This window comes from Acidobacteriota bacterium, assembly GCA_016196065.1.
GTDB lineage: Bacteria > Acidobacteriota > Terriglobia > Terriglobales > Acidobacteriaceae > Acidiflorens.
In genome coordinates this window covers 366,341-390,083 of the sequence record JACPYL010000012.1, presented here as the reverse complement: position 1 = coordinate 390,083, position 23,743 = coordinate 366,341, and the positions used below count along the sequence as shown (strand labels likewise).

Genomic DNA, 23,743 nt, shown 5'->3' with positions numbered 1-23,743 from the left:
CGTGTAAGGCCCGTCTCGACGGGCGCTCGTCCCGCTACTTGATCTTCGCGTACTCGGCCTGGGCTTCTTTGAGGACGGTAAGATCGGAATCGGCGTCTTTCCAAACAGCGAAGAAATCCTGATAAGCGGATCGAGCCTTCGCGGAATCTCCAGTCAGGTTGTAAGCCCGTCCAAAGCCGAGTTTAGCCAGCGAGTGTTCGGGGGCCGTGATTGCGATCCCGCGATGGTCAACGATCTTCTGGAATTCTGCCGCCGCTTCCGGTCCGCGCTTTGCTTGCAGGTACGCCAGGCCTCGGATGTAAATCGGAAGCAGTCCCTGGGCAATACCCAATTCGTAAGGCGTCGCAGCTTGGAGTGCAGTGATTGCCTGGTCGGGATTCTTGCGATTCAATGCCACCAATGCCGTTACTTCCGGGATTGAGACATTGTGCAGAATCACGTCCGAGGGGAACCGACGTCCCAGATCCTCCATGATTGCCGGTGCGCGGGTCGTATCCCCGGTCATCGCCAGGACCAGCGCAACGGAGACCATGTTGGCCCGACCGTGCGCGGCGGCGGAACTTGCTGCCGCCAACTCTCTTGCCTTTGCGACCTGCCCGATTTCGGCGTGAACTACGGCCCAAGCTGCCTGCGTGTCCGCGGTCGTTTCTTTGAAACCGGCGCGATCCGTTACCTGCATCGAGCGCTGGATCAATCCGTCCGCTTTCTGCATTTGTCCATGAGCTGCGGCCACACCGGCGGACTCGTTCAGCAGCAGGTACTCGCTGGGCTTGCCTTCGGCCCACTTCATCTGGCGCTGCATGCCGTCGCTGTCACCGTCCAGAGAAGCCAATTGAAACAGCGACTGGTGAACAAAAAGGTTATCGGCCTTGGCATCCACCGCCCGTTGCAGCATGGCGCGTGATTCTTCCATCCGATTTTGCCCCACGTATGCATTGGAAGCGTGGACATAACCAAAGGGAGCAGTGGGTTCGAGGCGGACGAATTCGCTTGCCTGCGTCAGCGCCTTGTCGAATTGCCCGTAGGAAAGGTTGTAGATCAACGCCAGATTGGTGTAGGCACTGGCGTCGTTCGGATAGGTCCGAATGGCTGATTCCAGAGTTTCTTTGTCTTTTTCAACATCACCGTTGGCGGAATAGAAATGGTCATCAATGTAGAAGCGCTCGCGTTCGCTGACCCGGTCGCGCAGATCGAAGGCCTTTTTGGCGCTCGCTACCGCGTGATCTTCTTCGCCCAGATTGGAGTAAATCGCCGACAATCGCGCATGCGCCAGGGCAAAATTCGGGTCTAGTTCGACCGCATGCTGGAAAAGAGGAAGCGATTCAGCTTCACCCCCGCCATTGCGCATCACATCGGCAGCGGCGAATGCCTTCAGGGCTTCGAGCGACGACGTGGTGGCTTCGGTCACGGGGGTATCGAATTTCTGAATCGTGGTCAACGATTCGCCCAGCTTTCCACGCAAGCTCGAAGCCGCTTTACCCACCGCCGGTAGTACCGCTTCTTTCGAAGCCGCCGTCACCTGCTCGCGGGCGAGAGAATCACCGGTCGCGCAGTTGGTGGCGTCGATGGCGACGACGTACTGGCTGCCCAGTGCGGCAATCGAGCCGCTCAACATGGCCTTGATGTGCTCGCGTTCGCAGATCTCGCGCGCGACCGCACCGGTCACCCGTTCTTCGGCGGCCTTCCCCATGAATTGCAGAGCCTTGCGGACGGTTTGATCCGGGATAATGTTCAGATACGGCGATTGTTCGAGCTGCACTGCGAGGGCCTGCTTCAGAGTCCCGTCGAATACGGAATCCCCGGTGGTGTTCACGAAATCCGCCAGCAGGATGGAATCTTTCTCCGTCAGCATCGAATTTGCGCGAGAGCGCCAGTACCAGATTCCGGCCACCGCTGCGACCACGAGTAAACCGGCAACCACCCACGGCAACCTGGAGGATGCCGTCGGACTCGCGGAGGTCGGAGCCGATCCCGACGTCGAAAAAGCCGCAGCCGGCTGCGAAGCCGATACTCTCGCCTGAGCAGAGGAAGATTGCGGCGTGGCCGAAGCCGCTCCGCTGGCGCGCTGACTTGATCCCTGTGACCCGGATGACGCCGCCATTTCCGGAAGTGGTTCTTCGACGATAGCCTTCTTGCCCGATCCCGAATCGCGCTTCAGTCGTTGCAACTCCGCACGCATCTCGGACGCATGCTGGTAGCGCAGGTCGCGGTCTTTCTCCAGCGCGCGGTTGATGATGCGCTCCAGTTCCGCAGGAACCTCCGGGTTCAACCGAACCGGGGACGCGGGTGCGCGCTCCAGAATCGAATTGAAAATTACCGCCGACGTGTCTCCGCGGAACGGCAACGTGCCGGTGGCCATCTCGTACAGTACCGCTCCAAAAGAAAACAGGTCGCTACGCCCATCCAGTTCCTTGCCCCGGGCCTGCTCGGGAGACATGTAGGACACTGTGCCCAGAGCCGTCCCTGGGCTGGTGAGATGCTGGTCATCCACGGTGGCGAGGGTTACGTCTTTGTAGTCCCGGCCGGGTCCGGAAACTTTCGCCAGGCCGAAGTCGAGGACTTTCGCGTGTCCGCGCTTGGTCACAAAAATGTTTGCCGGCTTGATGTCGCGATGCACGATGCCCTCGGCGTGCGCGGCATCGAGGGCGTCGGCGATCTCAATCGCCAGCGCCAGCAATTGATCCGATTCGATCGGTCTCCCGTTGATGAAGTGCTTAAGGGTCATGCCATCCAGAAACTCCATGGCGATGAAGGCGAGTCCCTCGTGTTCCCCGATGTCATGGATCGTGCAGATGTTCGGATGATTCAACGCCGAGGCCGCTTGCGCTTCGCGTTGGAATCTCAATAACGACTGCGGGTCTCGGGAGACTTCTTCGGGGAGGAATTTCAGCGCAACGAAACGGCGCAGGCGAGTGTCTTCGGCTTTATAAACCACACCCATCCCGCCGCCACCTAGCCTCTCAACAATGCGGTAATGGGAAATGGTCTGGCCGATCACTGTCCGCGAATATTACGTGGTAGCGTGCGCCAAGTCAAAGAAAGCAGAGGATCCGAGCGCCCTGAACTTTTTCCGCAAGGGAGCATGCCTTCACGGCGTAACCGTGAACACCGCCTTGCTCGAAACCGTCCCGCCAGCCGTGGTCACTGCGACTTTCCCTGTCTTGGCTCCCGACGGAACAGTGGCTGTAATCGACGTCCCGGAATTTACGGTGTAGTTCGTCGCCTTCACAGCACCGAATTTCACTTGAGTGGCGCCGCCCAACCCTGAACCTGTGATGGTGACAATCGTCCCAACTGGGCCGCTCGCCGGAGCGATCGCGCTGATCACAGGAGTGACGAAGAACGTACGGTTGCTGGTGAGCGTGCCCGACGGCGTCGTCACGGTTACGAAGTCCGCGGTCCCGTCCGCGGGGATGACCGCGGTCATATAGGTATCCGAGACAACATTAAAGGTCGCCGAGCCCGACCCGAAGTGCACTGCCGTGGTTCCGGTCAATCCGTTGCCGAGAATTTCAACGGTTTGTCCGGCCGTGCCCCAGCGCGTCATGAGAGACACAAATGGGGCTAGGCCCATGTCCAGGCTGTACACAACGCCGTTGGTGACAAAAGGGCCGCCACTCTGCGTGACGGAGTAGATCGTGCCATTCGTGTGCTGCATGGGCGTGGCTTCGTCCTCTCCACCATGCGTTCCATCGAATGGCAGCAGCATCGTGTAGGCGCTGTTGCTGCCGATCTGAAACAGCGTACCAGCCGGTGTTTGCCCGAAGTTTTCTCCGCCGCTGGTAGCTCCGTAAAACTTCCCATCGTTCGCCGCCACTAATCCGGCGAACGGAGTTGCCCCATCGGTCTGGGAGGTAGCGTCAAACTCATGCATGACGAGAAACTTCTTGCCGGTGGTGGCGATTTTGAAGATCACGCCGCCCTGGCCAGAACCGCCGCCCGATGTCGTTCCATACAGCATGCCGTCGTTGCCCTGCACCACTGGCGAATAGAGATAGGCTCCGTCGACGTACTCAAAGTTGTGGAGAATCTTCACCCCTCCCGCCGGAGTCATGCGGAAGACCGTTCCCCGGTAGGTATCACCCCCAACCTGCGAGGTGCCATAAAAGCTCCCATCCGTACCGAGGACCAGTCCGCCGAACGGGCAGGGCGGAATTGACTTTGTCAGTAGTTTGAACTTGCCGGAAGTCGTGATCGAGTACGCGGTCCACGGGCCAAACTGCGAGCAGGTGGTGCCGTAAAACTGTCCGTTCTTCCCCTGGATCGGCGCTCCACGAGGGCTGCCGCCGTCCGGGCCGCTGAAGCTGTACAGCGTGGTGATCACCCCGGCAGGCGTCATCTTGAAAATGGTACCCAGGTTGGCCGCACCGCCGCTGCTCGTGGTGCCATAGAAGTTGCCATCCGTCCCCAGGGTCAGGCCGCCGACCGGATTGAAGCCGTCGGGACCGGTGGAGAAGTTGTAGAGCGTTGTGTACGTCCCCGACGGCGTGATCTTGAACGCAGTGCCGAGCCCGTTCGTGCCGCCAAGCTGTGTCGTCCCGTAGAGGTTGCCGTCCCGTCCTTGCGCCAGGATCGCAGGATAATCAGGCTGGCAACCCTCTGTCAGGCAGTTGAAGTCGTGCAGGTCGGTGTAGATCTGGGCCATGAGGGGCGCGGCGGACAGGCAGACGGCGATCCACACGGCGAAGACCAGCAATACCGTCAAGCGCGACGCCGCAAGAAAGGAACTACGCAGATTCCATTGAGAAGAGACAGCCGGACGACCTAAATACAGGCTGGATAGAGACATAGGGTTCTCCTGAGAGGGTTCTGCGCGGGGGGAAAGCGGCGACGGTGTTTTGCCCTCACCTACACATGTGAGAAACGGCCGGAAAACGGCTCAGTAAATCGGAGAATTTTTGGACGTCAGACGCCAGAAAACAGGAGAGCTAGAAGGGCACTTAACAGGCTCCCGCTTATTTCGACTTCGTTCCTCGCAGCGTACCGTTTTGCCCGAATGGCCCCGCCCAGTACCCGCTGAGTTCGTCCCCGTGCACGGTGATCCGAAATTCCAGCGGACCATAGCCCGAATTTGCCACCGCCCACAGGCGGTCTCCGCCAACGGTCAACGATTGAAGTGAGTTTGTGTCGCTCCCGCGAATGCTTTTCCCATGAAACGGACCTTTAGCATTTCCCTCGATGACAAGCTCCACCTTCTGAGCATCGTGGGACTGGTCGTTCACATACTCGATCTTGTAACTCCCCGGGGCGTTGAAGCGTGTAGGTTGCTGCGCCATGGCAATTTTCTCTACAAGATTCAGCGCGGCTGCGCTGTGCGGCTCGAGCGTGAGCGACTCCTTCACAGTTTTGGATGCCTCTGCGAAAGTGCCCGCTTGAAACAACTGGTCCGCGAGCAGATATCTCGCCGAGAACGATTCGGGATACCACTTGGCATCGAGACGAGCGATCCGAATCGCCGCCGGAAGATCTTTGCCCTGAAGTTTGCGCACTTTCGACATCAGCACCCATTCCGCGATGCACGGGGACTCAGCCTTACTGTTCTTTGCCCACTCCTCGGCTGGCCCCGTATCTCCTGAATCGAGTGCAGCGTCGATGCGCTCCGTTTCCCGCTTGACCGTCGCGAAGCGATTCTCGGTCGCGGTGCGCTGGCTTGAGATTTCATCCGCAGACAACCAGCGTCCGCGCAAAATCACTCCTGCGATGTCGCCTGTGTGCTTGATGTCGGTCAGCGGGTTCGAAGACAGCAACAGCAGATCGGCCTCTGCACCTTCAGTCACCGTGCCAATCCGAGGCGAGCCTGGGAGTGTATCCGCGATAAATGAGCCGGCGTCGAGCGTCGCGGTCCGCAGCGCCTGATACGGAGTGAAGCCCGCCTCCGCCAGTTCCTGCAATTCCTGATGAGCCGAGAGTCCCGGGAATCCGTAAGGCGCGGCATCTGTCCCCAAAACCAGACGTACGTTCTTTGCCTGCAGCAGCCGCACCATCTTGTACAGCATTTGCTGCGAGCCTTTCATCATTTCAATTTGTTGGGGCGTCTGGTCGTTGCGCTCGTTCCGGTTGTTGGCCGGCATCCACTGTGAGTAAGCCGCAGAAGAAAGAAGTTTTGCAGGCTGCGATTTAAGGACCGCATCCAGATTTTCCAATTGCGCAATGTTTGTGGGATTTACGTTCAGGTTGGGCGTCACCGTGATGCGAGATTGCGCAATCGCAGCCGCAAACTCCTCCAGTTCGGCATCACTCGGGAGATGATCAAAGCGAGCAAACAGCAAGTCCTCAAGGTGAGCCGCCAATGCCTGCGAGGACTTCAGTACCTCCAGCGCTCCCACCTGGCGATTGATGTGCCCAACGACCGGAATCTTCTCTTGCACGGCGGCATCGAGAATCGCGCGAAACACATCTGGGCGCAGCGTTCCGTAAAGCTTGATGACGTCGTAGCCCGCTCGCTTCTGCTCGCGCACGAGTGCACGGCCTTGCTCCGGAGTCTCCACGGTGAGAAACATTTCGTTCAGCGGAGGAAACCCGTCGATGGTGTGGCCGGCAGTGTAGATGGCCGGACCGAGAATCTTGCCGTCTCGAACTTGAGTACGCCAGCGAAGATGCTGCGGCCCGCCGTCCATATTCAAGACAGTGGTCACGCCATAGAAGACGTAGGCCGGGAGATCGTCACTCGAGAATAAATGCACATGCAGATCGGCCAGACCGGGCATCAGGAATTTGCCGCGCCCGTCGATAACTAGAGCGCCCTTCGGAGGCGGCTCTGAACCTTCCCCTGCCGCAATCTTCCATATCTTCCCGTCGCGGACGATTACAGTACGGTCCTCGAGCACGCGCTCCGTGTCCATCGGAATGACGTTCACGTGCGAAATCACAATGGTGTTCGATTGCGCAGGCGGTGGACTGGCGAATGTACTGACCGACAGGGCACAAAACAGGAATGCGTAGACGAAGTGACGGGCTATTCCAAGCATGAGGAATAGACGCCATTGCTCCCGAAACGTCACAAGAAGCCCGGAATAGCGGCGCCTTCTGCTCCGGCAACTCACCAATGACGGCTTCAGTCCGCTGAAGTAACCGTAAATACAAGTTTGGACTTCGCCGGAAGAATGACCTGCATGCCCGTGGAAGGCGTCGACGGCCCAACAGAAATGCTGGTTCCGGGAATCGTGTGCGTCGTATTCGTGTTGGCTCCCCCGAGCACGCCGCCCGCAGCCCGCGTTGCATCTTCGACGCGTGCGCCGCGATCGTCCTGCTTGCCAGTAGTTGGATTGATGGGCCGCGCTCTGCCCTGGAATGTCAGAATGCTGGTGGTCAGGCGTATTTCCCTTCCTCCCGATGTCACGGACGTAAGCTGCAGTGCAAGCTCGCCGGCACGGGAATAGTTGAGCGTGGATTCGGCGTCCTTGACGATCCCCTCCACGACTGCACCCTTTTGCAGAACGTCCTTTCCGCCCAGCTTGACCGAGCGGATCAGCGTCGCGGTGAAATTCTGCCCAGGCGCTGAAATGTCAGAGCCGAGATTCTGGTCCAAGCGAACTTCGAGGCGAGTGTTCTTGGCGAGAACGTCCCCGGCAAAACAGGTTGCGGGGATCGAGAGCAGGAGGAATAGAAAAAAACGCGACTTGAGCATCGGGACACCCCCAGCAAGGATCGGGCACCGTAACTTAAGTCTATACCCGCGCTTCTTCTTCTCTGGATCAGCTTTCTGAATGGGCTGATTCCTTAACCGCTGTAAATCCCCTTAGAATATCTTTCATGCTCGTGCTCGCCTCTGCCTCGCCCCGCCGCCAGGAACTTCTTCGCGCCGCCGGGATTCCATTCGAAGTGCAGCCCGCGGACATTGTCGAAGATCCACTTCGGGATGAATCTGCCAAAGCCTGCGCCGAGCGGCTGGCGAGCGAGAAAGCGCTGGCGGTCGCGCGTCAGTCTCCAAAGGACGCCGTGCTGGGCGCCGACACGATCGTCGTCATCGACAACAAGATTCTCGGCAAGCCGGCGAACGCGGCTGATGCCGCCCGCATGTTGCGCATGCTTTCGGGACGCGAACATCAGGTCATCACAGGAGTTTGTCTGATGGTCGGGGGCCAGGCCACGGTGGGCAGCGAGACGACCTCCGTCACGATGTCGGCAATCAGCGAAAAAGAAATCGCGGACTACGTCGCTACCGGCGAACCGATGGATAAGGCAGGGGCATACGCAATCCAGGGCATCGCCTCGCGCTGGATTCCGCGCATCGACGGCGACTACAGCAATGTCGTGGGACTGCCCGTGGCGCTGGTATGGAAGATGTTGCGAGAACAGGGAGTGGGTTAAAGGCGGACAGGAGTGTCCGCCCCGCACAAAATCGATTAGGACTTCTTGTCGGCGCTGTCTTCGCCGTCTTTGATCGAGGACTTGAAATTCTTGATGCCTTCGCCGAGGCCCTTGCCCAGATCAGCCAGCTTGCTCGGTCCAAAAATGAGCAATGCGACGGCCAGGATCAGCAACAGTTCCGGCAACCCAATTTTTCCACCAAACATGAACTACCTCCGTGGGGTCGCCCGGCGCCCGAGGCGGGCCATACATCTTTCGTCCCCATTTAGATTCTAGGTGAGTGGAGACCGCGAGTCAAAGAACCATCGTCCACTGCCACGCCGAGGGGCGCAATTCTGCAGTTTGAAGGGTTTCACGGGGCTTGCGTGAGTTCGCCGTAGAGACGGGGCTTGCCCCGTCTCAACCGTCATACCCGCTCAATCAACCCGGCCAACAGCGCCGCCCGCCTGGGCAATTCCTCGATCACGATATGCTCGTGCACGGCATGAGCGCCATCCCCGACGCCCCCCAGGCCATCGAGGGTTGGTATACCCAATCCCGCAGTGAAGTTTCCATCGGAACCGCCGCCAACCGCTGCTTCACCCAGCTTCCATCCCAATTCGCGTGCAATGCCGACCGCAACTTCATACAGTCCTGCCACCCCGGCAGTCCGTTCCATGGGAGGACGATTGATTCCGCCGGTGACCTCGACCTTGCATTTGCGATTGAACGGACGCAATCCACGCATCTTCTTGTCGATTCCCGCCGCATCCTTCAACCGCGCAATGCGGACATCCACCTGGGCAATCGCTTCGGGCGGCACTACATTGGTTCGGGAGCCGCCGCTTACGATTCCGACGTTCACCGTCAGTCCCTTCTTTAGATCGGTGAAGCCGGAGATCTTTTCAATTTGCCGAGCGAGTTCGACAATCGCGTTCACACCCTTCCGGAAATCCAGACCCGCGTGCGATGCCTTACCCGTCACTTTCACCTGATACTCGCCAACACCCTTGCGGGCGGTTTTCACTTTGCCGTCGAGTCCATACGAAGGCTCGAGTACGAGAACCGCCGCTGATTTTTTCGCCAGCGATTCAGTAATCTTCCGCGAAGAATCGCTACCCACTTCTTCGTCGGATACCAGCAGCACCGTAACCGGACGCGGCAATTCACCATGCCAGTCCTTGAGCGAGGCGAGCGCATGCAGCATCAGAGCAATGCCGGACTTCATGTCGAGGACACCCGGCCCCATCAGCTTTCCGTCTGCGACGCGGCAGGGCATCGTCGAAAGCGTGCCGAGCGAATAGACCGTGTCATAGTGACCGAGCAGCAGTACCGGCTTGACCGGCGATTTCCCAGGGAAATCCACCTGTAGATGATTACCGAACTCATTCGCCGGGTGAAATCTTGTCGCGCCTCCCAGATCCGCAAACTTCCGGGCGACGATCTGGCTCAGGCGATCCACCGATGCTTTGTGATCGCTGGGGGATTCGATCTCGACCAATTCGCGAATCGTGGCGACCATCGCGTCTCGCCGATCATGGAAATAGGACAGCCGGCTTCGCGCCTCACTTTGCATCAACGGCGGTTTTCTGACCTGACTCATGTTCTCCACTCAACTTCACTCCTGCAATGTGCGCTACAGTATAATCTTCGCCTCTGAACTTAATGCTGAATGAATGATGAACACCACTGTCATGACGACTGACCCGCAGACGCCGCCCAGGACTGTGATGGAGATCGGCGACATTCTCAAGCTCCTGCCGCATCGCTATCCATTTTTGCTGATCGACCGCATTGTGGAACTGGAGCGGACCAAGCGTATCGTCGCGGTGAAAAATGTCACCGTCAACGAACCGTTCTTTCAGGGACATTTTCCGGGAACGCCTATCATGCCCGGAGTGCTGATCGTGGAAGCCATTGCGCAGGCTGGGGGCGTGCTGCTGCTGACCGAAATCCCCAATCGCGACGAATTACTCGTTGTCTTTACCGGCATCGAGCGAGCGCGTTTTCGCCGACCCGTGGTTCCGGGAGATCAGTTGCGCATCGAGGCCGAGGTCCGGGCGTTCCGCGTGACCGCTGCCCGGCTCGCAGGCAAAGTGTATGTCGGCGACAAACTGGTCGCAGAAGCTACCGTCACCTGTCGACTCGTGCCGCGCGTGATGGGCGGAGGCAAGACGGAGGCTGAGTAGTGGGCATCCACTCCACTGCAGTCATCGACCCCAAAGCCAGGATTCATCCATCCTGCAAGATCGGGCCTTACTGCGTCATCGCGGCCGATGTCGAATTAGGAAAAGGCTGCCACCTTGTTTCTCACGTCGCGATCGACGGCCCCACGAAGATCGGCGCAGACAACGGGTTCTTTCCCTTCTCCTCAATCGGCATGGCGCCACAGGATCTTTCTTATGCCGGCGAGCCCACGCGGCTCGAGATCGGCGACCACAACGAGATTCGCGAATTCGTCACTATCAATCGCGGAACAGTCAAAGGCGGAGGCGTCACTCGAATCGGCGATCACAACCTGATCATGGCCTATACGCACATCGCGCATGATTGCCAGGTTGGCAACCACATCATCATGGCGAACGCCGCCACGCTCGGTGGACATGTCACCGTCGAGGACTGGGCCAACGTCGGTGCGCTTTGCCCGGTCCATCACTTCGTGCGCATCGGAATGCATGCCATCATCGGTGGCGGCAGTACGATCACGCGTGACGTCCTGCCGTTTTCGAAAACTTCCGCCGACCGCGGAACAAGCGCATACGGACTCAATGCCGTCGGCCTGGAACGACGCGGCTTCACGAAAGAGCGCATCAAGAAATTGCACCACGCTTACAAAGTGCTGCTCGCTTCAAAGCTGAACACGTCGCAAGCGCTGGCAAAACTGAAAGCCGAAGCGGATCGCGGCGAAGACGTCGATCGCCTGATTCAATTCATCGAAGCGTCCGAACGTGGAGTGATCAAATAAATCGCCCGATCAGCTGAGACTTGAGTCCCACAAGGGACGGCACCGCACCCGGAATCCAATAGATGAAACTCGGCCTCATCGCTGGCAACGGCACATTCCCCTTCCTGGTCCTGGACGCTGCGAAGTCGCAGGGCTACGAAGTGATCGTCGCCGCGATTAAAGAAGAGGCTTTCCCTGAAATCGAATCCAAAGGCGCCTCAGCCGTTCACTGGCTCTCTCTCGGAGAACTCTCCAAACTGATCGACACCTTCAAAGCCGAAGGCGTTACCCGCGCCGTCATGGCTGGACAAGTCAAGCACAAGCAGATTTTCTCCAGCATCAAGCCCGATTGGCGTCTCGCCAAACTCTTGCTCTCGGTGGCCACACGCAACACCGATTCTCTCCTCGGCGCGGTTGCCAAGGTTCTCGCCGACGAAGGCATCATGCTCGAGAACTCGACGGCACTGCTCGAACCGCTGCTCGCAAAATCGGGTGTGCTCACGAAACGCGCCCCGTCCGAGCAGGAACGCAAGAACATCGATTATGGACGCGCCGTCGCCCATCAACTCGCGCAATACGACATTGGACAGACCGTCGTGATCGCGGAAAACGCCTGTGTCGCGGTCGAAGCCATGGAGGGCACCGACGCCACCATCGCGCGCGCCGGCGAACTCATGGGCTCGCTTGAAGGCGGGGCGTCCACGCTCAGCCGCGCTCTTACGATCGTCAAGATCGCCAAACCAAATCAGGACATGCGCTTCGATGTGCCGGTCGTCGGCGTGAAGACGATCGAAGTCATGCGACAATCGGGTGCCAGTTGCCTGGCGGTCGACGCAGGACGGTGCCTGTTAATTGATGGCCCGGCCGTGTCACAGGCAGCAGATCTGGCGGACATCAGCATTGTTGCCAGCTGATATGACCAGAAAGTTTCAAGGAGCGCACCCATGTCCGAAACCACCCGCATCGCCGACCAGCTTCGCCGCGCTTTCCAGGGAGACGCCTGGCATGGCGATTCACTCCTTGAGATTCTCGACGGCGTAGCGGCGGCGCAGGCCGCGGCACGTCCCTTGAAACATGCGCATACCATCTGGGAACTGGTTCTCCACATCACCACCTGGGACAGCGCCGTCCGCCGTCGGCTTAACGGCGAAGCAGTGGAAGTTACCGCGGAACAGAACTTCCCGTCCGTGATGGATCCGAGCGAAGGAGCGTGGCGACGCGCGGTTGAAAATGCCAAGCGAGTTCACAATGAGCTCGTCGAGGCTGTTGCTGCCTTTCCCGACGCGCGTCTTTCCGAGAAAGTAGTCGGCAAACTCAGCGAACCGGACTGGTACAACGTCTACTACATGCTCCACGGCGCGGCGCAGCATGCGCTCTATCATGCGGGGCAAATCGCTTTACTGAAAAAGGCAGCTTGAAATCGGTATGCTAGCGGACGGGAACACTTTTTAACTTTCCCATCGGGCTGTGAAGCTGCGACAATACGACATTCATCTGCAAGGTTTGGAGTACGTTTCTGAGCAGCCAATCTCCGATCAATGTCGCGGTAGTGGGCGTAGGTGCTTTCGGACGCAATCATGCCCGCGTCTATCACGAACTGGAAAAATCAGGCAGCGTGCGGCTGGTTGGAGTAGTCGATCCCAACACGGCCGTTGCCGATGCAGTCGCCCACGAGTTTGACTGCAAAGCTTTCGGCTCGATCGAGCAGATGCTCACCACGCACAGCGAGGTGCAAGCCGCGTCCATCGCGGTTCCAACCGTACAGCACCTCGACGTTGCACGTGCTTTGATGGAATCCGGCGTCGACGTGCTCATCGAAAAACCGCTGGCGTCCACGCAGACGGAAGCCAACGAATTGCTGTTGCTGGCGAAGAATCACAAGCGCGTTGCCCAGGTCGGACATCTCGAGCGCTTCAATCCCGCCGTGCGCGCCACCTTGCCGCTCATCACGCAGCCCATGTTTTTCGAAATCCATCGCCTGAGTGTCTTCACGCCCCGCGCGCTGGATGTTGACGTCGTCCTCGACCTGATGATCCACGATCTCGATATCGTTCTCGCCTTCGTGCAATCTCCGGTGAAAGAAATTCGAGCAGTCGGGCTACCGATCCTTTCCGGCAAAGTGGATATTGCGAACGTGCGCGTGGAATTCGAGTCCGGATGCGTGGCGAACTTCACTGCCAGCCGCGTATCAACCGAGCGCGTACGAAAACTGCGCCTCTTCCAGCCCGGCCAATACATCTCGATCGACTACGGACGTCAGGATGTGCTCGTCTTTTCGGTTGGGGATGCCAAGGGAGTCGCCGCGCAGCCCAGTGTGAATCCGCAGATTCAAGTAGGCAAGCCCGCGATCACCGCGGAAGAGCCGCTGCTGGCGGAGATCAAATCCTTCCTGCAATGTGTGCACGACCGCAGCCGTCCCATAGTGTCTCTGGAAGATGGCGCACACGCCCTCGAACTGGCGCTCGCCATTCTCTCGGCGATCAATCGCCACGCCGGAAGAATAGGCGTTTAGAAGTTTTGAGTTCGTGATGGCTAGTGTCCAATCAGACGCAAAATCTGGACACCGCGGTCCCTCACTTCACGGCTGCACCCAGTTGGTGTTACAACCCATACAGGCCCGCGGACCGGTGGATTCGATTTCGACTCCACGTCATCCGCGGCGAATTCTTGTTCGCTTGAAGGTAGGCAAGCCTCATCATGAAAGCTCTAGTGAAAAGCCGGTCGGAGCGTGGTCTTTGGTTAGAGAACGTTCCGGAACCGGAAATGGGAATCAACGACGTTAAGATTCGCGTGCATCTAACCGGCATTTGTGGGACCGATCTCCACATCTACCAATGGGACGACTGGGCGAAGTCCGCAATACCGGTGCCGCTCGTCATCGGACACGAATTCGTTGGCGAGATTGTGGCGGTCGGATCGAACGTGAACGACTACCGGGTCGGAGAACTGGTCAGCGGTGAAGGGCACGTGACTTGCGGACGTTGCCGCAACTGCCTGGCCGGCCGCCGCCACCTGTGCGCGCACACCCAGGGAGTCGGAGTGGGCCGGCCCGGCTGCTTCGCCGAATACATCGTTCTCCCAATGACCAATATCTGGCGGCACAATCCGAAGATCAATCCCGAGATCGCGGCGATCTTCGATCCTTTTGGCAACGCGGTGCACACCGCGCTGTCATTCCCCGTGCTGGGGGAAGATGTGTTGATTACGGGAGCTGGGCCCATTGGACTGATGGCGGCGCCCGTTGTGCGGCACGCCGGGGCGCGCCACGTCGTGGTCAGCGATCCGAATCCGTATCGCCTGGCGCTGGCGGAAAAAATGGGCGTTACCATGGCTGTGGATCCGCGAAAGACGCCGCTTCAGGAAGTGCAGAAGCAACTGGGCATGCACGAGGGATTCGATGTCGGCCTTGAAATGTCCGGGTCGCCTGCTGCCTTTCGCGACATGCTCGCCAACATGAGCCACGGCGCGAAGATCGCCATGCTCGGGATTCCGGCCTCTGAAATGGCGATCAACTGGCACACCGTGATCTTCAACATGCTGACCATCAAAGGTATCTACGGACGCGAAATGTACGAGACCTGGTACAAGATGACTGTGATGCTGGAGTCCGGTCTCGATATTTCACCGGTGATCACGCACCGCTTCTCATGGCGGGACTATGAGCAGGGATTCGCCGCAATGGAAACCGGGAATGCGGCGAAGGTGATCCTCGACTGGAAAGACGCCGCCTGAAGGAAGGCCGGATGAATGGTCTGTGGCTTCGAGGTGTGGCAATGCGCTTTCGGATTCTCTTGTGTGTGATCGTTCTGCTTCGCGCTGGAGGTCTGGCACAGCCAGCACCGGGTGAGAGTTCTCACGCTTTGTTTCTGCGACGCCTGGTCATTGCTGCCAACGAGCGCACGAAACATACCGTTCGATACGACCCTGCGTATGTGCGAATCCCATATCCCGCAGGAGATGTTCCCGCCGATAAGGGCGTGTGCACTGACGAAGTGATCCGCGCTTATCGAGCGCTCGGAATCGATCTTCAGAAAGAAGTACACGAAGACATGGAGAAAAACTTTTCTGCCTACCCTCGCAAGTGGAGATGGGTTTCCGGGAAGCCCGACTCCAACATCGACCACCGCCGAGTACCGAATCTAATGGTCTTTTTTCAGCGCAAGGGCGAGACACTGCCGATCACAACTTCTGCGGCGGACTACAACCCCGGCGACCTTGTGACTTACGATCTCGGCGGCAACGTGCCGCACATTGGCATGGTCGTCGATCACAAAGGCCCCAGCGGACGATACATGATCGAACACAACATCGGACAAGGGCCCAGGATGGAAGACGTGCTCTTCAACTGGAAGATCACCGGACACTATCGCTACTACGGACCTCAAATGTGATCCCGCAGAGAGACAAATTCTACGGCGACACGGCTACTCTAGTTCTCAAATCCAACTGAATCCCGCCCACCCATCCAGCAACCAGGTTGTAGATCCACGCCATGAGCGCGCCGAGGAGAAAGCCCATCAGCGCGTACAAGAACGGGAACAGAATTGCCATAAACAGCATGGCCACGCCGGACGCAGCCGCTGCGTCTCTGCCCACCATCATGCTTGCAAATCCTCCCAGCAAGAAGAGCGGGACGAAAATCAGGCCCAGGCATCCGTAAATCGCGCCCATCATTTTGGCGCAGGACATCACTCCGATCGAGCGTAGCGAAACCATGACGTTCCCTTTCTGACGACGCTAACAAGCTACACGACTGTGGCATCACACGCGACCCTGAAGCCATAGTCCGCATATTGAAATTCTGGCGGAATGCTGGAACGCCCCGCACACCGGGAGATCTTGATGTGATGGCGCCACGAGCCTCCGCGAGACGCGCGCCTGCCGCCTGTTTCCGGGCCACGTGGGTTCTTCTCCGGCGAGACGGCATAGTACCCGGGATCAAACCAATCGCTGCACCATTCGTGAACGTTGTCGCACATGTTGAAGAGCCCGAATCCACTAGCTTCACTTTGGCCAACCGGCTCCGGGCCTGTCTTCCATCGCTCGGCATATCCTGCACGAGACTCCGGCGGCTCGTCTCCCCACGGGAATCGAGCGCTTTCGCGGCCTCCGCGAGCTGCATACTCCCATTCCGCTTCCGTGGGCAAACGAAAGGGCTGACCAGTGCAGCCACCGAGCCACTCGCAATAACGAACCGCTTCGAACCACGACACTCCTACCACCGGCTGTTTCGGATGGCTGAAGTTGGGATCGGTCCAGAAGGGCGTCGGCGCAGCGTGAGTATCGTCAAGAAATCGCGCGTACTCCTCGTTTGTAACCTGGCAAGCAGCCAGAAGAAATGCGTCAACCGAGACGCGGTGAACTGGCTTTTCGTTGTCTTGGCCAGTGTCGCTGCCCATGAGGAATGAGCCGGCGGGAATCGAGATTAGCCTGGTTGTTTCCATCGCATCCGATTGACGTTCCGTTGGAGCCGCGTGCATGACTTGGCGAATCACAGTGTGCCAGGAAGCAAGCCCCGGAGGGGTGACCGAACTTAGCCCAGCGCTTTAGCGCTGGGTCCAGGCAGTAAAGATTTTAAGTCCGGGAGGGACGTCCGACGTAACTACGATTACCGCAGCCTACGCACCACATCCTCTATCTTCTTCTCCTGAAACAGTCGGATGCCCGCGATCCCCGCCGCGCCAGCCTCGAGACAAGATGCCGCATTCTCCAGCGTGACACCTCCCAATGCAAGCACGGGAATTTTCACATTGCAGGCTGCGCGCAACGCCGCCAGACCCGTCGGCGCGCTACCCGCCTTTTCGAAGACAGGCGCGAACACGGCAAAGTCAGCTCCTTCGGACTCGGCGCGTTCGACATCTTCCAGAGAGTGGCAGGAGACCGCGATGATCGGGCTTCGAGCCTCGAGCTGCGAGCTTCGAACCGGCACTGCGGTCCAAACGGAACGTGCAGTCGATGCAGGTATGTCATCACTGCGCAGGTGGACACCCTCCGCTCCCACCGCGAGGGCAACGTCCGCACGTGAGTTGACTAGCAACCGGGTAGTGTCGGAGTTCTCGCGGACGGCCTCCACCGCATCACGAGCCAGATCTTCCAATTCCCGAGTACTCAGATCCTTTTCGCGAAGCTGGATGTAGTCGACGCCCGCACGCGCGGCCTCGGCGATCTTCGCGAGCACCGTTCGATGGCGAGCAGACTCGTCGCCCGGGAACTGGGAGCGGTCGGTGATGTAATACAAAAGCGGGCGCATGGCGTCCGCTTCAGTGTACCGAGATCCGGCTCGACCAAGTCACTGCTGGCCTATCTCAACGGGCTTTCACTTGGAAACGGCGGCTGGATTCTTGTCGTCACGAACCGGTGCCGGTTTTTCCTCGCGATTCACCGACGGCGCCGTGAAAAGTTGCAGGTTCTCCGCTTTCCATCTCATGGCGGCATTAATCCGGTTACGGCCACTGGGATGATCGTAGAAAAGCCACTCCTCGACCGGGCCGGGGCTCATCTTGCGATATTCGCCGAGGTGGATTGCCGCCTCCGCAAAACCATCCGGCTGGCGGCTGGCATTCAATCCGTACATGTCGGCCTCATATTCCTGCGTGCGAATAAAGGTGTTCAGGACCGGGGTCAGGACGAAGAAAAAAATCGATGCCAGCAAGATTACGAGCGGCACAACAGCCCTGTCCTCGATTCCCCGGATTTGCCACTTTTCTCCCCAGCGCTGCAGGGAGCAGTCGAGCGACCAGCGCAGATAGGCGAAGGCCGTTACCGCGATGATGAGGAAAAACATCATGCCCTTGTAGACATGATTCAGGACGTAGTGCCCCATCTCGTGTCCCATCACCGACTGGATTTCCGCGGGAGATCCACGCCGCAGCAGGTTGTCATTGAGCGTGATGCGCATCGTGCTGGCAAAACCGCTGACGTTCGCACTCATGCGAGTCGTTTGCTTGGACGCATCCATCTCGTAGACGTCGTGGACGGGAATTCCATTCGCCCGTGCCATGGACAAGATCGGCTGCGTGATCTTCGGATTGTCGAGCCGCTTGACTTTGTTGAAGATCGGAACCAGGTAGACGGGCGCGATCAGAGACACGAAACTCAGAAAAATTATGGTCGCCACCGATCCCCAGATCCACCACGTGCGCGGGAGTCGTCGCACAATGCCGAACAGCACCATGATGAGGATGGCGCCGAGTACGGCGTTCACCAGGAAATCTTTCAGGAAGTCACCGAACCACGGACCAAACGTCTGCGTGGCAAGCCCGTATTTGTGCTCGCGGGAGTAGTTCTCGTAGACCGTTATCGGAAAGAACAGAATGGTCGTGAGAATCAGGTACTGCAGCCAGTACACGATCGACTGCAGGGGCTTGAAGCGCGTGACTCGTTCCGCCAGGTTTCGCATCGAGGCGGACCATCGCAGATTCAGCAGCAGCAGCGCGACCACGACCCCGTAGAGGAAGTCCCACAAGATCATCCAGTAGCCGCCCTCGAAGTAAGCGTCGGAACGTGCCTTTGCATCGGCGGGAATCTCCGCCAGGTACGCATTCGTGGCAGCGGCAGCGTCGAAATTCGTCGTAGCCTGGGCTTCTGGTGGTGTCTTGATTTCGAAGGGATTTGCTGGCGGCTCGGCTAGCGCTAGCGGCGTAACGATGCAAAACACGGCCAGACAACAAAGCGCGGTCGTCAAAGTGGCTCGTAAGGTCATCTTGTGGTTCTCCCGAAACACAAGAGTCTATACGCAGACCGCGCGTTTTTGTTCAATGACGCATTTTACGGCCGGGTCTTGGCGATCTCCGGCGTGGCCGCTTCTCCCGTATGTTTGGGCTGGTGCGGGCCGAGGTGGTACTTGGTGAGATTTTCCTTCAGGAATTCAAAGCCTTCTTCCGGTGAGTCCACGATCTTAAACAGGTCGAGATCCTGTGCCGAGATCACCCCGGCATCGACCATGGCCTGGAAATTAATGACTTTGTTCCAGTACTCGCTGCCATAAATCACGACAAAGATCTTCTTCGCGAGCTTTTCCGTCTGTGCCAGGGTCATGATTTCGAAGAGTTCGTCCAGCGTTCCGAAGCCGCCGGGAAAAATCACCAGCGCTTTTGCAAGATAGGCGAACCAGAACTTACGCATGAAGAAGTAGTGAAACTCGAAGTTAAGCGACGGCGTAATGTGCGGGTTGGGATTCTGTTCAAACGGCAGATTGATATTCAGACCAATCGTCTTGCCACCCGCTTCTTCGGCTCCCAGATTCGCCGCTTCCATGATGCCGGGACCGCCACCGGTGGTGACAACAAAACGGCGGCGCTTGGCGGGAATCTGAATCGACCACTCGGTCAGCATGTAGGCAAGGCGGCGGGCGTCTTCGTAGTAGCGCGCCATGTCCACGGCGGATTGCGCGCGCTTCATATTCGACGCTTGTTCCTGCGCCGCCGCCTGCACTCCATTGCCTTCAACTTCCGAAAGTTTATGAAGCGCCTTCTGCTGGCTCTGAATGCGCGCGGACCCAAAAAATACAACCGTGTCCTGAATCTGTTCGCGGCGAAAACGGGCGAGCGGCTCGATGTACTCGGAGAGCACACGCAGCACGCGCCCGTCCGGACTGCCCAAAAATTGATCGTTCTCGTAAGCGAGTGGAGCAGACTGAAGTATTTTGTCGGTCATAGGCGTCGTTGGTCGCTCGCTATTCGTCGTTCGCCATTCGTGTTCGGCCTTGCGGACCAGCCAATGGCGAAGGACGAACGACGTGCATCAATCTTCTCGATACTGAATTGCCTCCCAGAACCCGATCCAGACGTTCAAAACGCCCAAGCCGGTGCAAACGCCGCGCGTAAACCCGCTCGCGAATATTGTGAGGAGCGTGGGATACCGCATCAGCAGATGATTCTCCGCCCACTCCGTACGCCAGGGCAGAATCATCATCATCACGCCGATCGTCGCGCACAGAAACACAAAGAACAGAACGCCCACACGCCGAAGCCAGATGTGGAGGGCGGATGGTTGCGGCCGGGAAGCGGAATCGCGAGCAGTCTCGGGCTCCGGCGCCTGTGGTTGAGGCTGGAGTTCCGGCAGACCGGTAGACGTGCGTGCCAGGGGCAACTTGGGGTCGGAAATCATCGCGTACGTATTTGTGATGTGGGTGAGAGACCCGAGGGCATCCCCAGAGCAAGAGTTCGCCCCACTGTTGCATTCTACGACTTCAGGGCCTGAATGCGCTCGGCGACGTCGCGATAATCGATGTTGCCACCATAAACGGCAGTGAAATGACGCAAGGCAGCGGCTTTGTCTTGCGCGTGTTCGCAAGCACTTCCGAGCTCGTAGTGAATCGCCAGCTTCGCTTCCTGGTCGAGTCCGGGAATGGTCAGCGCTTTTTCAAACCAGCGAATCGCCGCGTCCGGCACGCCCTTGTCGATGAAGCACTGCGCGAGCCAGGTATACGTCTGGACGATCTGCGAGAACTCGTGGCCACGATCGATGGCACTGCAAACTTTCTGCAATTCCGCGATCGCCTCATCAAGCAGGCCCATCTCGCGGAACGCGACGCCCAGGTTGTAATGCGTCTCGGGATCTCCATCATCGACGTTGGTCGAGCCTTCTTCCAGTTCGTGCTTCAGTTCGCCAAACATCTGCGACAGATCCACGCTGTCCTGCGGATGCATCGCCGTCGCACCCGCGCCTAGCGGACGGACGGGAGTCTGGCTGTAACTGAGCGGTGATCCCGCACCTGCGGCTGCGGCACTGGCAGCAGGAGCGGCGGTTTCTTGCGCCGCAACTTCGCGGGCAGCCGGAATTTCAGCGGCAACCTCCGGAGCGGGTTTCGGCGCCGGGATGCGTTGCACTGGAGGCGCCGATACTGCGGGCGGAACCGGCTTGGGCTGCGCAGGAGCAGTCTGTGGCCATGCGGCCATCGGTTGCTTCGTTGCCGGAGCAGCAGGCTTCTCTTCAACCGTCGGGAAGCCGTCACCCAGCGATTTTTCCAGGTCAGACACGAACGAGGACAAATCGTCCGACTCGACTGCTTCAACAACTTCGACTTCCTCCGCGACCGGTTCGGCCTCTGCTTCTGCCGCGACTTCCTGCATGGCAGGCATTGCGTGGTCGTAACCTACGAGCGGTTCCTGCGGAATCTCGAGTTCGGAAGAAGTGGCAGATTCCACTTCGATTTCAAAGTCGTTCGGTTCGTCGGCGTTGATTTCGGCAACTTCGGAAACTTCAGGCTCGGCCTCGGCCGCTCCCTTGCTTCCCGCCGCCTCGATCTGCAGGCGTACCGCATCCACGATGCTGCGATCGTCAGTCAGCGATTTCAGACGGGCGAAGGCTGCCTGCGCCTGGTCGCGCATGAAATGCTCAAGATAGAAGCGAATCTCTTCGACCACTTCCGCGATTTCAGATGCCCGCTCTTCCGGATCGACCGCCACCGGTCCATCCGCGGACGCAACCGCTTCTTCTGCAACGGGCGGCTGATCCTCGGTCGCTTCTTCCGCCGAAGTATCCGTGATCGCCCATTCGGACGACAGGTCCTCGGTCCCGTGTGCCACTTCCACCGAATCCGTCACCGAAAATTCGCCGGCGGGATCGATCGGAGCTTCCACGGTAAAGCCGTATTCCGAAGAAGATGGCTGTTCGACGGGCCAAGGAGGTGCAGCAGCGCTTCCTGCAGCAGCAGCCACCGATGCCGACGCGTTCGCAACAGCCGCCGACGCGGGCACCGCTTTCGCAGCCGTTGCTGTGGCCGCTCGCTCTTCGTAACGTGCAGCCAGTTCTCCGTAGCGGACCGCTTCATCGGGGAATCCAGCTTCGTGATAGGCGCTTTCGAGCGTCCGGCAACACACGGCCGCTTCCGTGAAACGCAAATAGCGAGTATGCAACGCCGCCAGCCGCTGGTTCAGGCGGACATCGTGCGGCGCCTGCGGCAACGCACCCAGCAGGGGCACAACCGCCTTGTCCGGCAGGTTGTAAGAAAGGAACAAATCGGCATCCGTAATCGCAGACCGCACCGCTATCGCGATGTCATCCGGATACACCTGGTCGATGACCGGCGCGGTTGCTTCCAGCTCTTCCACAATCACCGCACCCTCTTCGGCGGTGATCAACCGCGCCGGAGATTCGGCTTCAATGTGGGTGAGCACCTGCTGATAGTTCTGTAAGTGCACCGAGTTCTGCGGTTCGAGCGTCGCCAACATCTGATACAGATCGCGCGCACGGAGATAGTCGCCACCCTTCACCGCGGCATGCGCGAGAAGTTCCGTAACTTCGCCAACGTGCGTGCTCTCGCCCGCTTTATTGAGCAGGTTCAGGAGCTTGTCGAGTGCGCCGACGTCGTCCCGCACATGCGTAATCATGGTGTGCAGGCTGGAAAGAAGTTTGGTCGAATCGGTGGCCATCAACCGATCCGCGTGTTGCGTGTAGACGTCGAGCGCCTGGTGATACTGCCCGTTGTGCGCGCAACCTTCGGCGAGCAGGAACTGGCCCTCCGGATCGTTGTGCACGGTGAGCAACTTGTCCGCGAGCGGAACCGCCTGTGCCAGGCGTCCCGTTTGCAGGCAGGCTTTCAGCAGATCGCGCAAACCATCGGGATGGGAATCGAGGTCGGAAGCCTTTTCCAGGAACGAAATCGCTTTTTTCGGATCGTCCGCTTCGAGGGCAGCGCGTCCACGCAGCAACAGGACATAGCTGTTGCCGGGATCAAGCGCCAACATGCGTTGCAGAATTTCTTCGGAAGCCGCCAGCGAACCGCGCGAGCGGGCTGACTCTGCCGCTGCGCTGAAAATTTCCCAGGCTTCGGTCTTCTTCCCGAGTCGAACGTAAACTTCAGCGAGCTTGATCCGCATCGCGACGTTTTCCGGATCCATTTCCAGAACTTTCTGGAACAGCCGGACCGCCTGCTCGAAGTCTCCATTCTTCATGAAGTCTTCGGCAACCTGCAGATACTGTGCGCGCGCGTCGTTGAACAGGCCCTGCTGGGTATAGAGTTCCGCCAGCTTCAAAGATCCGTCCACGCTCGGATGGATCTTCGTGATCTTCTTGTACATCGCGATGCCTTTAACCGTGAACCCTTGCGCGGCGTAAGCATCGCCCACACTCTTGAAGCACTCGATGGCTTTTGCGGTGTCGCCCAGACGGGCATAGAGATCGCCAACCGTATTATTGACGGTGAGATCTTTAGGATCGTTCTTGAGGATCTTCTCGTATTCGGAAATGGCGTTCTGCAGCTTGCCCTGCTGGACAAACTTTTCCGCAGTACCGAGAAGCTTCTGTTTGTTGAAGCCGAAACCAAACGCCATAAAAGTGCGGACTCCAGCCTTGATTCCCGTTGAACGCCCGTGATTCCTGGGAGCGCTACCGAACGGGTCCTGATGTCACCGGACATTCCCGGCAAAACACCCGCAACCCTCCGAAACAGGGTCGCGACATGGCTCATTGTAAGGCTCCTCGGTAAGAACCGTATGGTTACTAAGGATTACCAAAGGGGAGTGTACGAGTGGGGACGGGCTGGGCTACATGGATCGGCTCGGACTA

At 58.6% G+C, this 23,743-nt stretch carries 21 protein-coding genes; 8 read left to right on the top strand and 13 right to left on the bottom strand.

The genetic code is table 11. From position 1 onward, the window contains the following. Positions 1-34 precede the first annotated feature (34 nt). From HY010_13865 to HY010_13850, 4 genes are all read right to left on the bottom strand, one after another. Positions 35-2,941: a protein kinase gene (locus HY010_13865; GenBank protein MBI3476814.1), complete on the bottom strand. Its 2,907-nt coding sequence runs from the start codon at positions 2,939-2,941 to the stop codon at positions 35-37. A gap of 147 nt (positions 2,942-3,088) precedes the next feature. Beyond that, the gene (locus tag HY010_13860) at positions 3,089-4,789 is read right to left on the bottom strand and encodes an IPT/TIG domain-containing protein (GenBank protein MBI3476813.1); all 1,701 of its coding nucleotides are present in this window, start codon (positions 4,787-4,789) and stop codon (positions 3,089-3,091) included. Between the two features lie 166 nt (positions 4,790-4,955). Continuing rightward, positions 4,956-6,968: an amidohydrolase family protein gene (locus tag HY010_13855; GenBank protein MBI3476812.1), complete on the bottom strand. Its 2,013-nt coding sequence runs from the start codon at positions 6,966-6,968 to the stop codon at positions 4,956-4,958. 86 nt (positions 6,969-7,054) lie between these two features. Then, a complete protein-coding gene (locus tag HY010_13850) occupies positions 7,055-7,627 on the bottom strand; it encodes a hypothetical protein (GenBank protein ID MBI3476811.1) in 573 nt (190 codons plus the stop codon). Positions 7,628-7,752: 125 nt separating this feature from the next. Here HY010_13850 and maf point away from each other — a divergent pair, with 125 nt between their 5' ends. Beyond that, positions 7,753-8,310 carry a septum formation inhibitor Maf gene (gene maf / locus HY010_13845; protein ID MBI3476810.1) on the top strand — a complete coding sequence of 186 codons (558 nt, stop codon included), beginning with the start codon at positions 7,753-7,755 and terminating at the stop codon, positions 8,308-8,310. 35 nt (positions 8,311-8,345) lie between these two features. Here the strand turns inward: maf and tatA are convergent, their stop codons facing one another. Together tatA and HY010_13835 are read right to left on the bottom strand one after the other, a co-directional pair. Next, positions 8,346-8,516 (bottom strand): twin-arginine translocase TatA/TatE family subunit, encoded by a 171-nt coding sequence (gene tatA, locus HY010_13840; protein MBI3476809.1) that lies wholly within the window; start codon positions 8,514-8,516, stop codon positions 8,346-8,348. A 200-nt stretch (positions 8,517-8,716) separates the two neighbouring features. Next, the gene (locus HY010_13835; GenBank protein ID MBI3476808.1) at positions 8,717-9,811 is read right to left on the bottom strand and encodes a M20 family metallopeptidase; all 1,095 of its coding nucleotides are present in this window, start codon (positions 9,809-9,811) and stop codon (positions 8,717-8,719) included. 172 nt (positions 9,812-9,983) lie between these two features. On the opposite strand from HY010_13835, the gene fabZ reads away from it, so the two are divergent. The 7 genes from fabZ (at position 9,984) to HY010_13800 (ending at position 15,624) form a co-directional block, all read left to right on the top strand. After that, positions 9,984-10,478, top strand: a complete 495-nt coding sequence (gene fabZ / locus HY010_13830) for a 3-hydroxyacyl-ACP dehydratase FabZ (protein MBI3476807.1) — start codon at positions 9,984-9,986, stop codon at positions 10,476-10,478. Beyond that, a complete protein-coding gene (lpxA, locus tag HY010_13825; protein MBI3476806.1) occupies positions 10,478-11,254 on the top strand; it encodes an acyl-ACP--UDP-N-acetylglucosamine O-acyltransferase in 777 nt (258 codons plus the stop codon). Before fabZ ends, lpxA begins: the two co-directional genes overlap by 1 nt. A 62-nt stretch (positions 11,255-11,316) precedes the next feature. Beyond that, positions 11,317-12,147 carry a UDP-2,3-diacylglucosamine diphosphatase LpxI gene (gene lpxI / locus HY010_13820; GenBank protein MBI3476805.1) on the top strand — a complete coding sequence of 277 codons (831 nt, stop codon included), beginning with the start codon at positions 11,317-11,319 and terminating at the stop codon, positions 12,145-12,147. 30 nt (positions 12,148-12,177) lie between these two features. Continuing rightward, the gene (locus HY010_13815) at positions 12,178-12,651 is read left to right on the top strand and encodes a DinB family protein (protein ID MBI3476804.1); all 474 of its coding nucleotides are present in this window, start codon (positions 12,178-12,180) and stop codon (positions 12,649-12,651) included. A gap of 98 nt (positions 12,652-12,749) precedes the next feature. Beyond that, positions 12,750-13,745, top strand: a complete 996-nt coding sequence (locus HY010_13810; protein ID MBI3476803.1) for a Gfo/Idh/MocA family oxidoreductase — start codon at positions 12,750-12,752, stop codon at positions 13,743-13,745. A gap of 185 nt (positions 13,746-13,930) precedes the next feature. Next, on the top strand, positions 13,931-14,965 hold the full coding sequence (gene tdh / locus HY010_13805) for an L-threonine 3-dehydrogenase (protein MBI3476802.1): 1,035 nt from the start codon (positions 13,931-13,933) through the stop codon (positions 14,963-14,965). A gap of 41 nt (positions 14,966-15,006) precedes the next feature. Further along, complete coding sequence (locus HY010_13800) at positions 15,007-15,624, top strand: DUF1287 domain-containing protein (protein MBI3476801.1); 618 nt, start codon at positions 15,007-15,009, stop codon at positions 15,622-15,624. Between the two features lie 19 nt (positions 15,625-15,643). Here the strand turns inward: HY010_13800 and HY010_13795 are convergent, their stop codons facing one another. From HY010_13795 to HY010_13765, 7 genes are all read right to left on the bottom strand, one after another. Then, on the bottom strand, positions 15,644-15,949 hold the full coding sequence (locus tag HY010_13795; protein ID MBI3476800.1) for a hypothetical protein: 306 nt from the start codon (positions 15,947-15,949) through the stop codon (positions 15,644-15,646). Between the two features lie 29 nt (positions 15,950-15,978). After that, positions 15,979-16,713 carry a formylglycine-generating enzyme family protein gene (locus tag HY010_13790; protein ID MBI3476799.1) on the bottom strand — a complete coding sequence of 245 codons (735 nt, stop codon included), beginning with the start codon at positions 16,711-16,713 and terminating at the stop codon, positions 15,979-15,981. A 128-nt stretch (positions 16,714-16,841) separates the two neighbouring features. Further along, positions 16,842-17,483, bottom strand: a complete 642-nt coding sequence (locus HY010_13785) for a thiamine phosphate synthase (protein MBI3476798.1) — start codon at positions 17,481-17,483, stop codon at positions 16,842-16,844. Positions 17,484-17,549: 66 nt separating this feature from the next. Continuing rightward, positions 17,550-18,935, bottom strand: coding sequence for a M48 family metallopeptidase (locus HY010_13780; protein MBI3476797.1), 1,386 nt, complete (start codon positions 18,933-18,935; stop codon positions 17,550-17,552). Positions 18,936-19,000: 65 nt separating this feature from the next. After that, entirely contained in the window at positions 19,001-19,888 is an 888-nt protein-coding gene (locus tag HY010_13775) for a TIGR00730 family Rossman fold protein (protein MBI3476796.1), read from the bottom strand. Between the two features lie 87 nt (positions 19,889-19,975). After that, positions 19,976-20,341, bottom strand: coding sequence for a hypothetical protein (locus HY010_13770; protein ID MBI3476795.1), 366 nt, complete (start codon positions 20,339-20,341; stop codon positions 19,976-19,978). A 74-nt stretch (positions 20,342-20,415) separates the two neighbouring features. Beyond that, on the bottom strand, positions 20,416-23,508 hold the full coding sequence (locus tag HY010_13765; GenBank protein ID MBI3476794.1) for a tetratricopeptide repeat protein: 3,093 nt from the start codon (positions 23,506-23,508) through the stop codon (positions 20,416-20,418). Positions 23,509-23,743 lie beyond the last annotated feature (235 nt).

What these genes read in the sequence shown, in the direction of transcription:
- HY010_13865 (MBI3476814.1), bottom strand. Translation starts at nt 2,941, where the DNA reads ATGGGTGTGGTTTATAAAGCCGAAGACACTCGCCTGCGCCGTTTCGTT.
- HY010_13860 (MBI3476813.1), bottom strand. Translation starts at nt 4,789, where the DNA reads ATGTCTCTATCCAGCCTGTATTTAGGTCGTCCGGCTGTCTCTTCTCAA.
- HY010_13855 (MBI3476812.1), bottom strand. Translation starts at nt 6,968, where the DNA reads ATGCTTGGAATAGCCCGTCACTTCGTCTACGCATTCCTGTTTTGTGCC.
- HY010_13850 (MBI3476811.1), bottom strand. Translation starts at nt 7,627, where the DNA reads ATGCTCAAGTCGCGTTTTTTTCTATTCCTCCTGCTCTCGATCCCCGCA.
- maf (MBI3476810.1), top strand. Translation starts at nt 7,753, where the DNA reads ATGCTCGTGCTCGCCTCTGCCTCGCCCCGCCGCCAGGAACTTCTTCGC.
- tatA (MBI3476809.1), bottom strand. Translation starts at nt 8,516, where the DNA reads ATGTTTGGTGGAAAAATTGGGTTGCCGGAACTGTTGCTGATCCTGGCC.
- HY010_13835 (MBI3476808.1), bottom strand. Translation starts at nt 9,811, where the DNA reads ATGGTCGCCACGATTCGCGAATTGGTCGAGATCGAATCCCCCAGCGAT.
- fabZ (MBI3476807.1), top strand. Translation starts at nt 9,984, where the DNA reads ATGACGACTGACCCGCAGACGCCGCCCAGGACTGTGATGGAGATCGGC.
- lpxI (MBI3476805.1), top strand. Translation starts at nt 11,317, where the DNA reads ATGAAACTCGGCCTCATCGCTGGCAACGGCACATTCCCCTTCCTGGTC.
- HY010_13815 (MBI3476804.1), top strand. Translation starts at nt 12,178, where the DNA reads ATGTCCGAAACCACCCGCATCGCCGACCAGCTTCGCCGCGCTTTCCAG.
- tdh (MBI3476802.1), top strand. Translation starts at nt 13,931, where the DNA reads ATGAAAGCTCTAGTGAAAAGCCGGTCGGAGCGTGGTCTTTGGTTAGAG.
- HY010_13800 (MBI3476801.1), top strand. Translation starts at nt 15,007, where the DNA reads ATGCGCTTTCGGATTCTCTTGTGTGTGATCGTTCTGCTTCGCGCTGGA.
- HY010_13795 (MBI3476800.1), bottom strand. Translation starts at nt 15,949, where the DNA reads ATGGTTTCGCTACGCTCGATCGGAGTGATGTCCTGCGCCAAAATGATG.
- HY010_13790 (MBI3476799.1), bottom strand. Translation starts at nt 16,713, where the DNA reads ATGCACGCGGCTCCAACGGAACGTCAATCGGATGCGATGGAAACAACC.
- HY010_13785 (MBI3476798.1), bottom strand. Translation starts at nt 17,483, where the DNA reads ATGCGCCCGCTTTTGTATTACATCACCGACCGCTCCCAGTTCCCGGGC.
- HY010_13780 (MBI3476797.1), bottom strand. Translation starts at nt 18,935, where the DNA reads ATGACCTTACGAGCCACTTTGACGACCGCGCTTTGTTGTCTGGCCGTG.
- HY010_13775 (MBI3476796.1), bottom strand. Translation starts at nt 19,888, where the DNA reads ATGACCGACAAAATACTTCAGTCTGCTCCACTCGCTTACGAGAACGAT.
- HY010_13770 (MBI3476795.1), bottom strand. Translation starts at nt 20,341, where the DNA reads ATGATTTCCGACCCCAAGTTGCCCCTGGCACGCACGTCTACCGGTCTG.
- HY010_13765 (MBI3476794.1), bottom strand. Translation starts at nt 23,508, where the DNA reads ATGGCGTTTGGTTTCGGCTTCAACAAACAGAAGCTTCTCGGTACTGCG.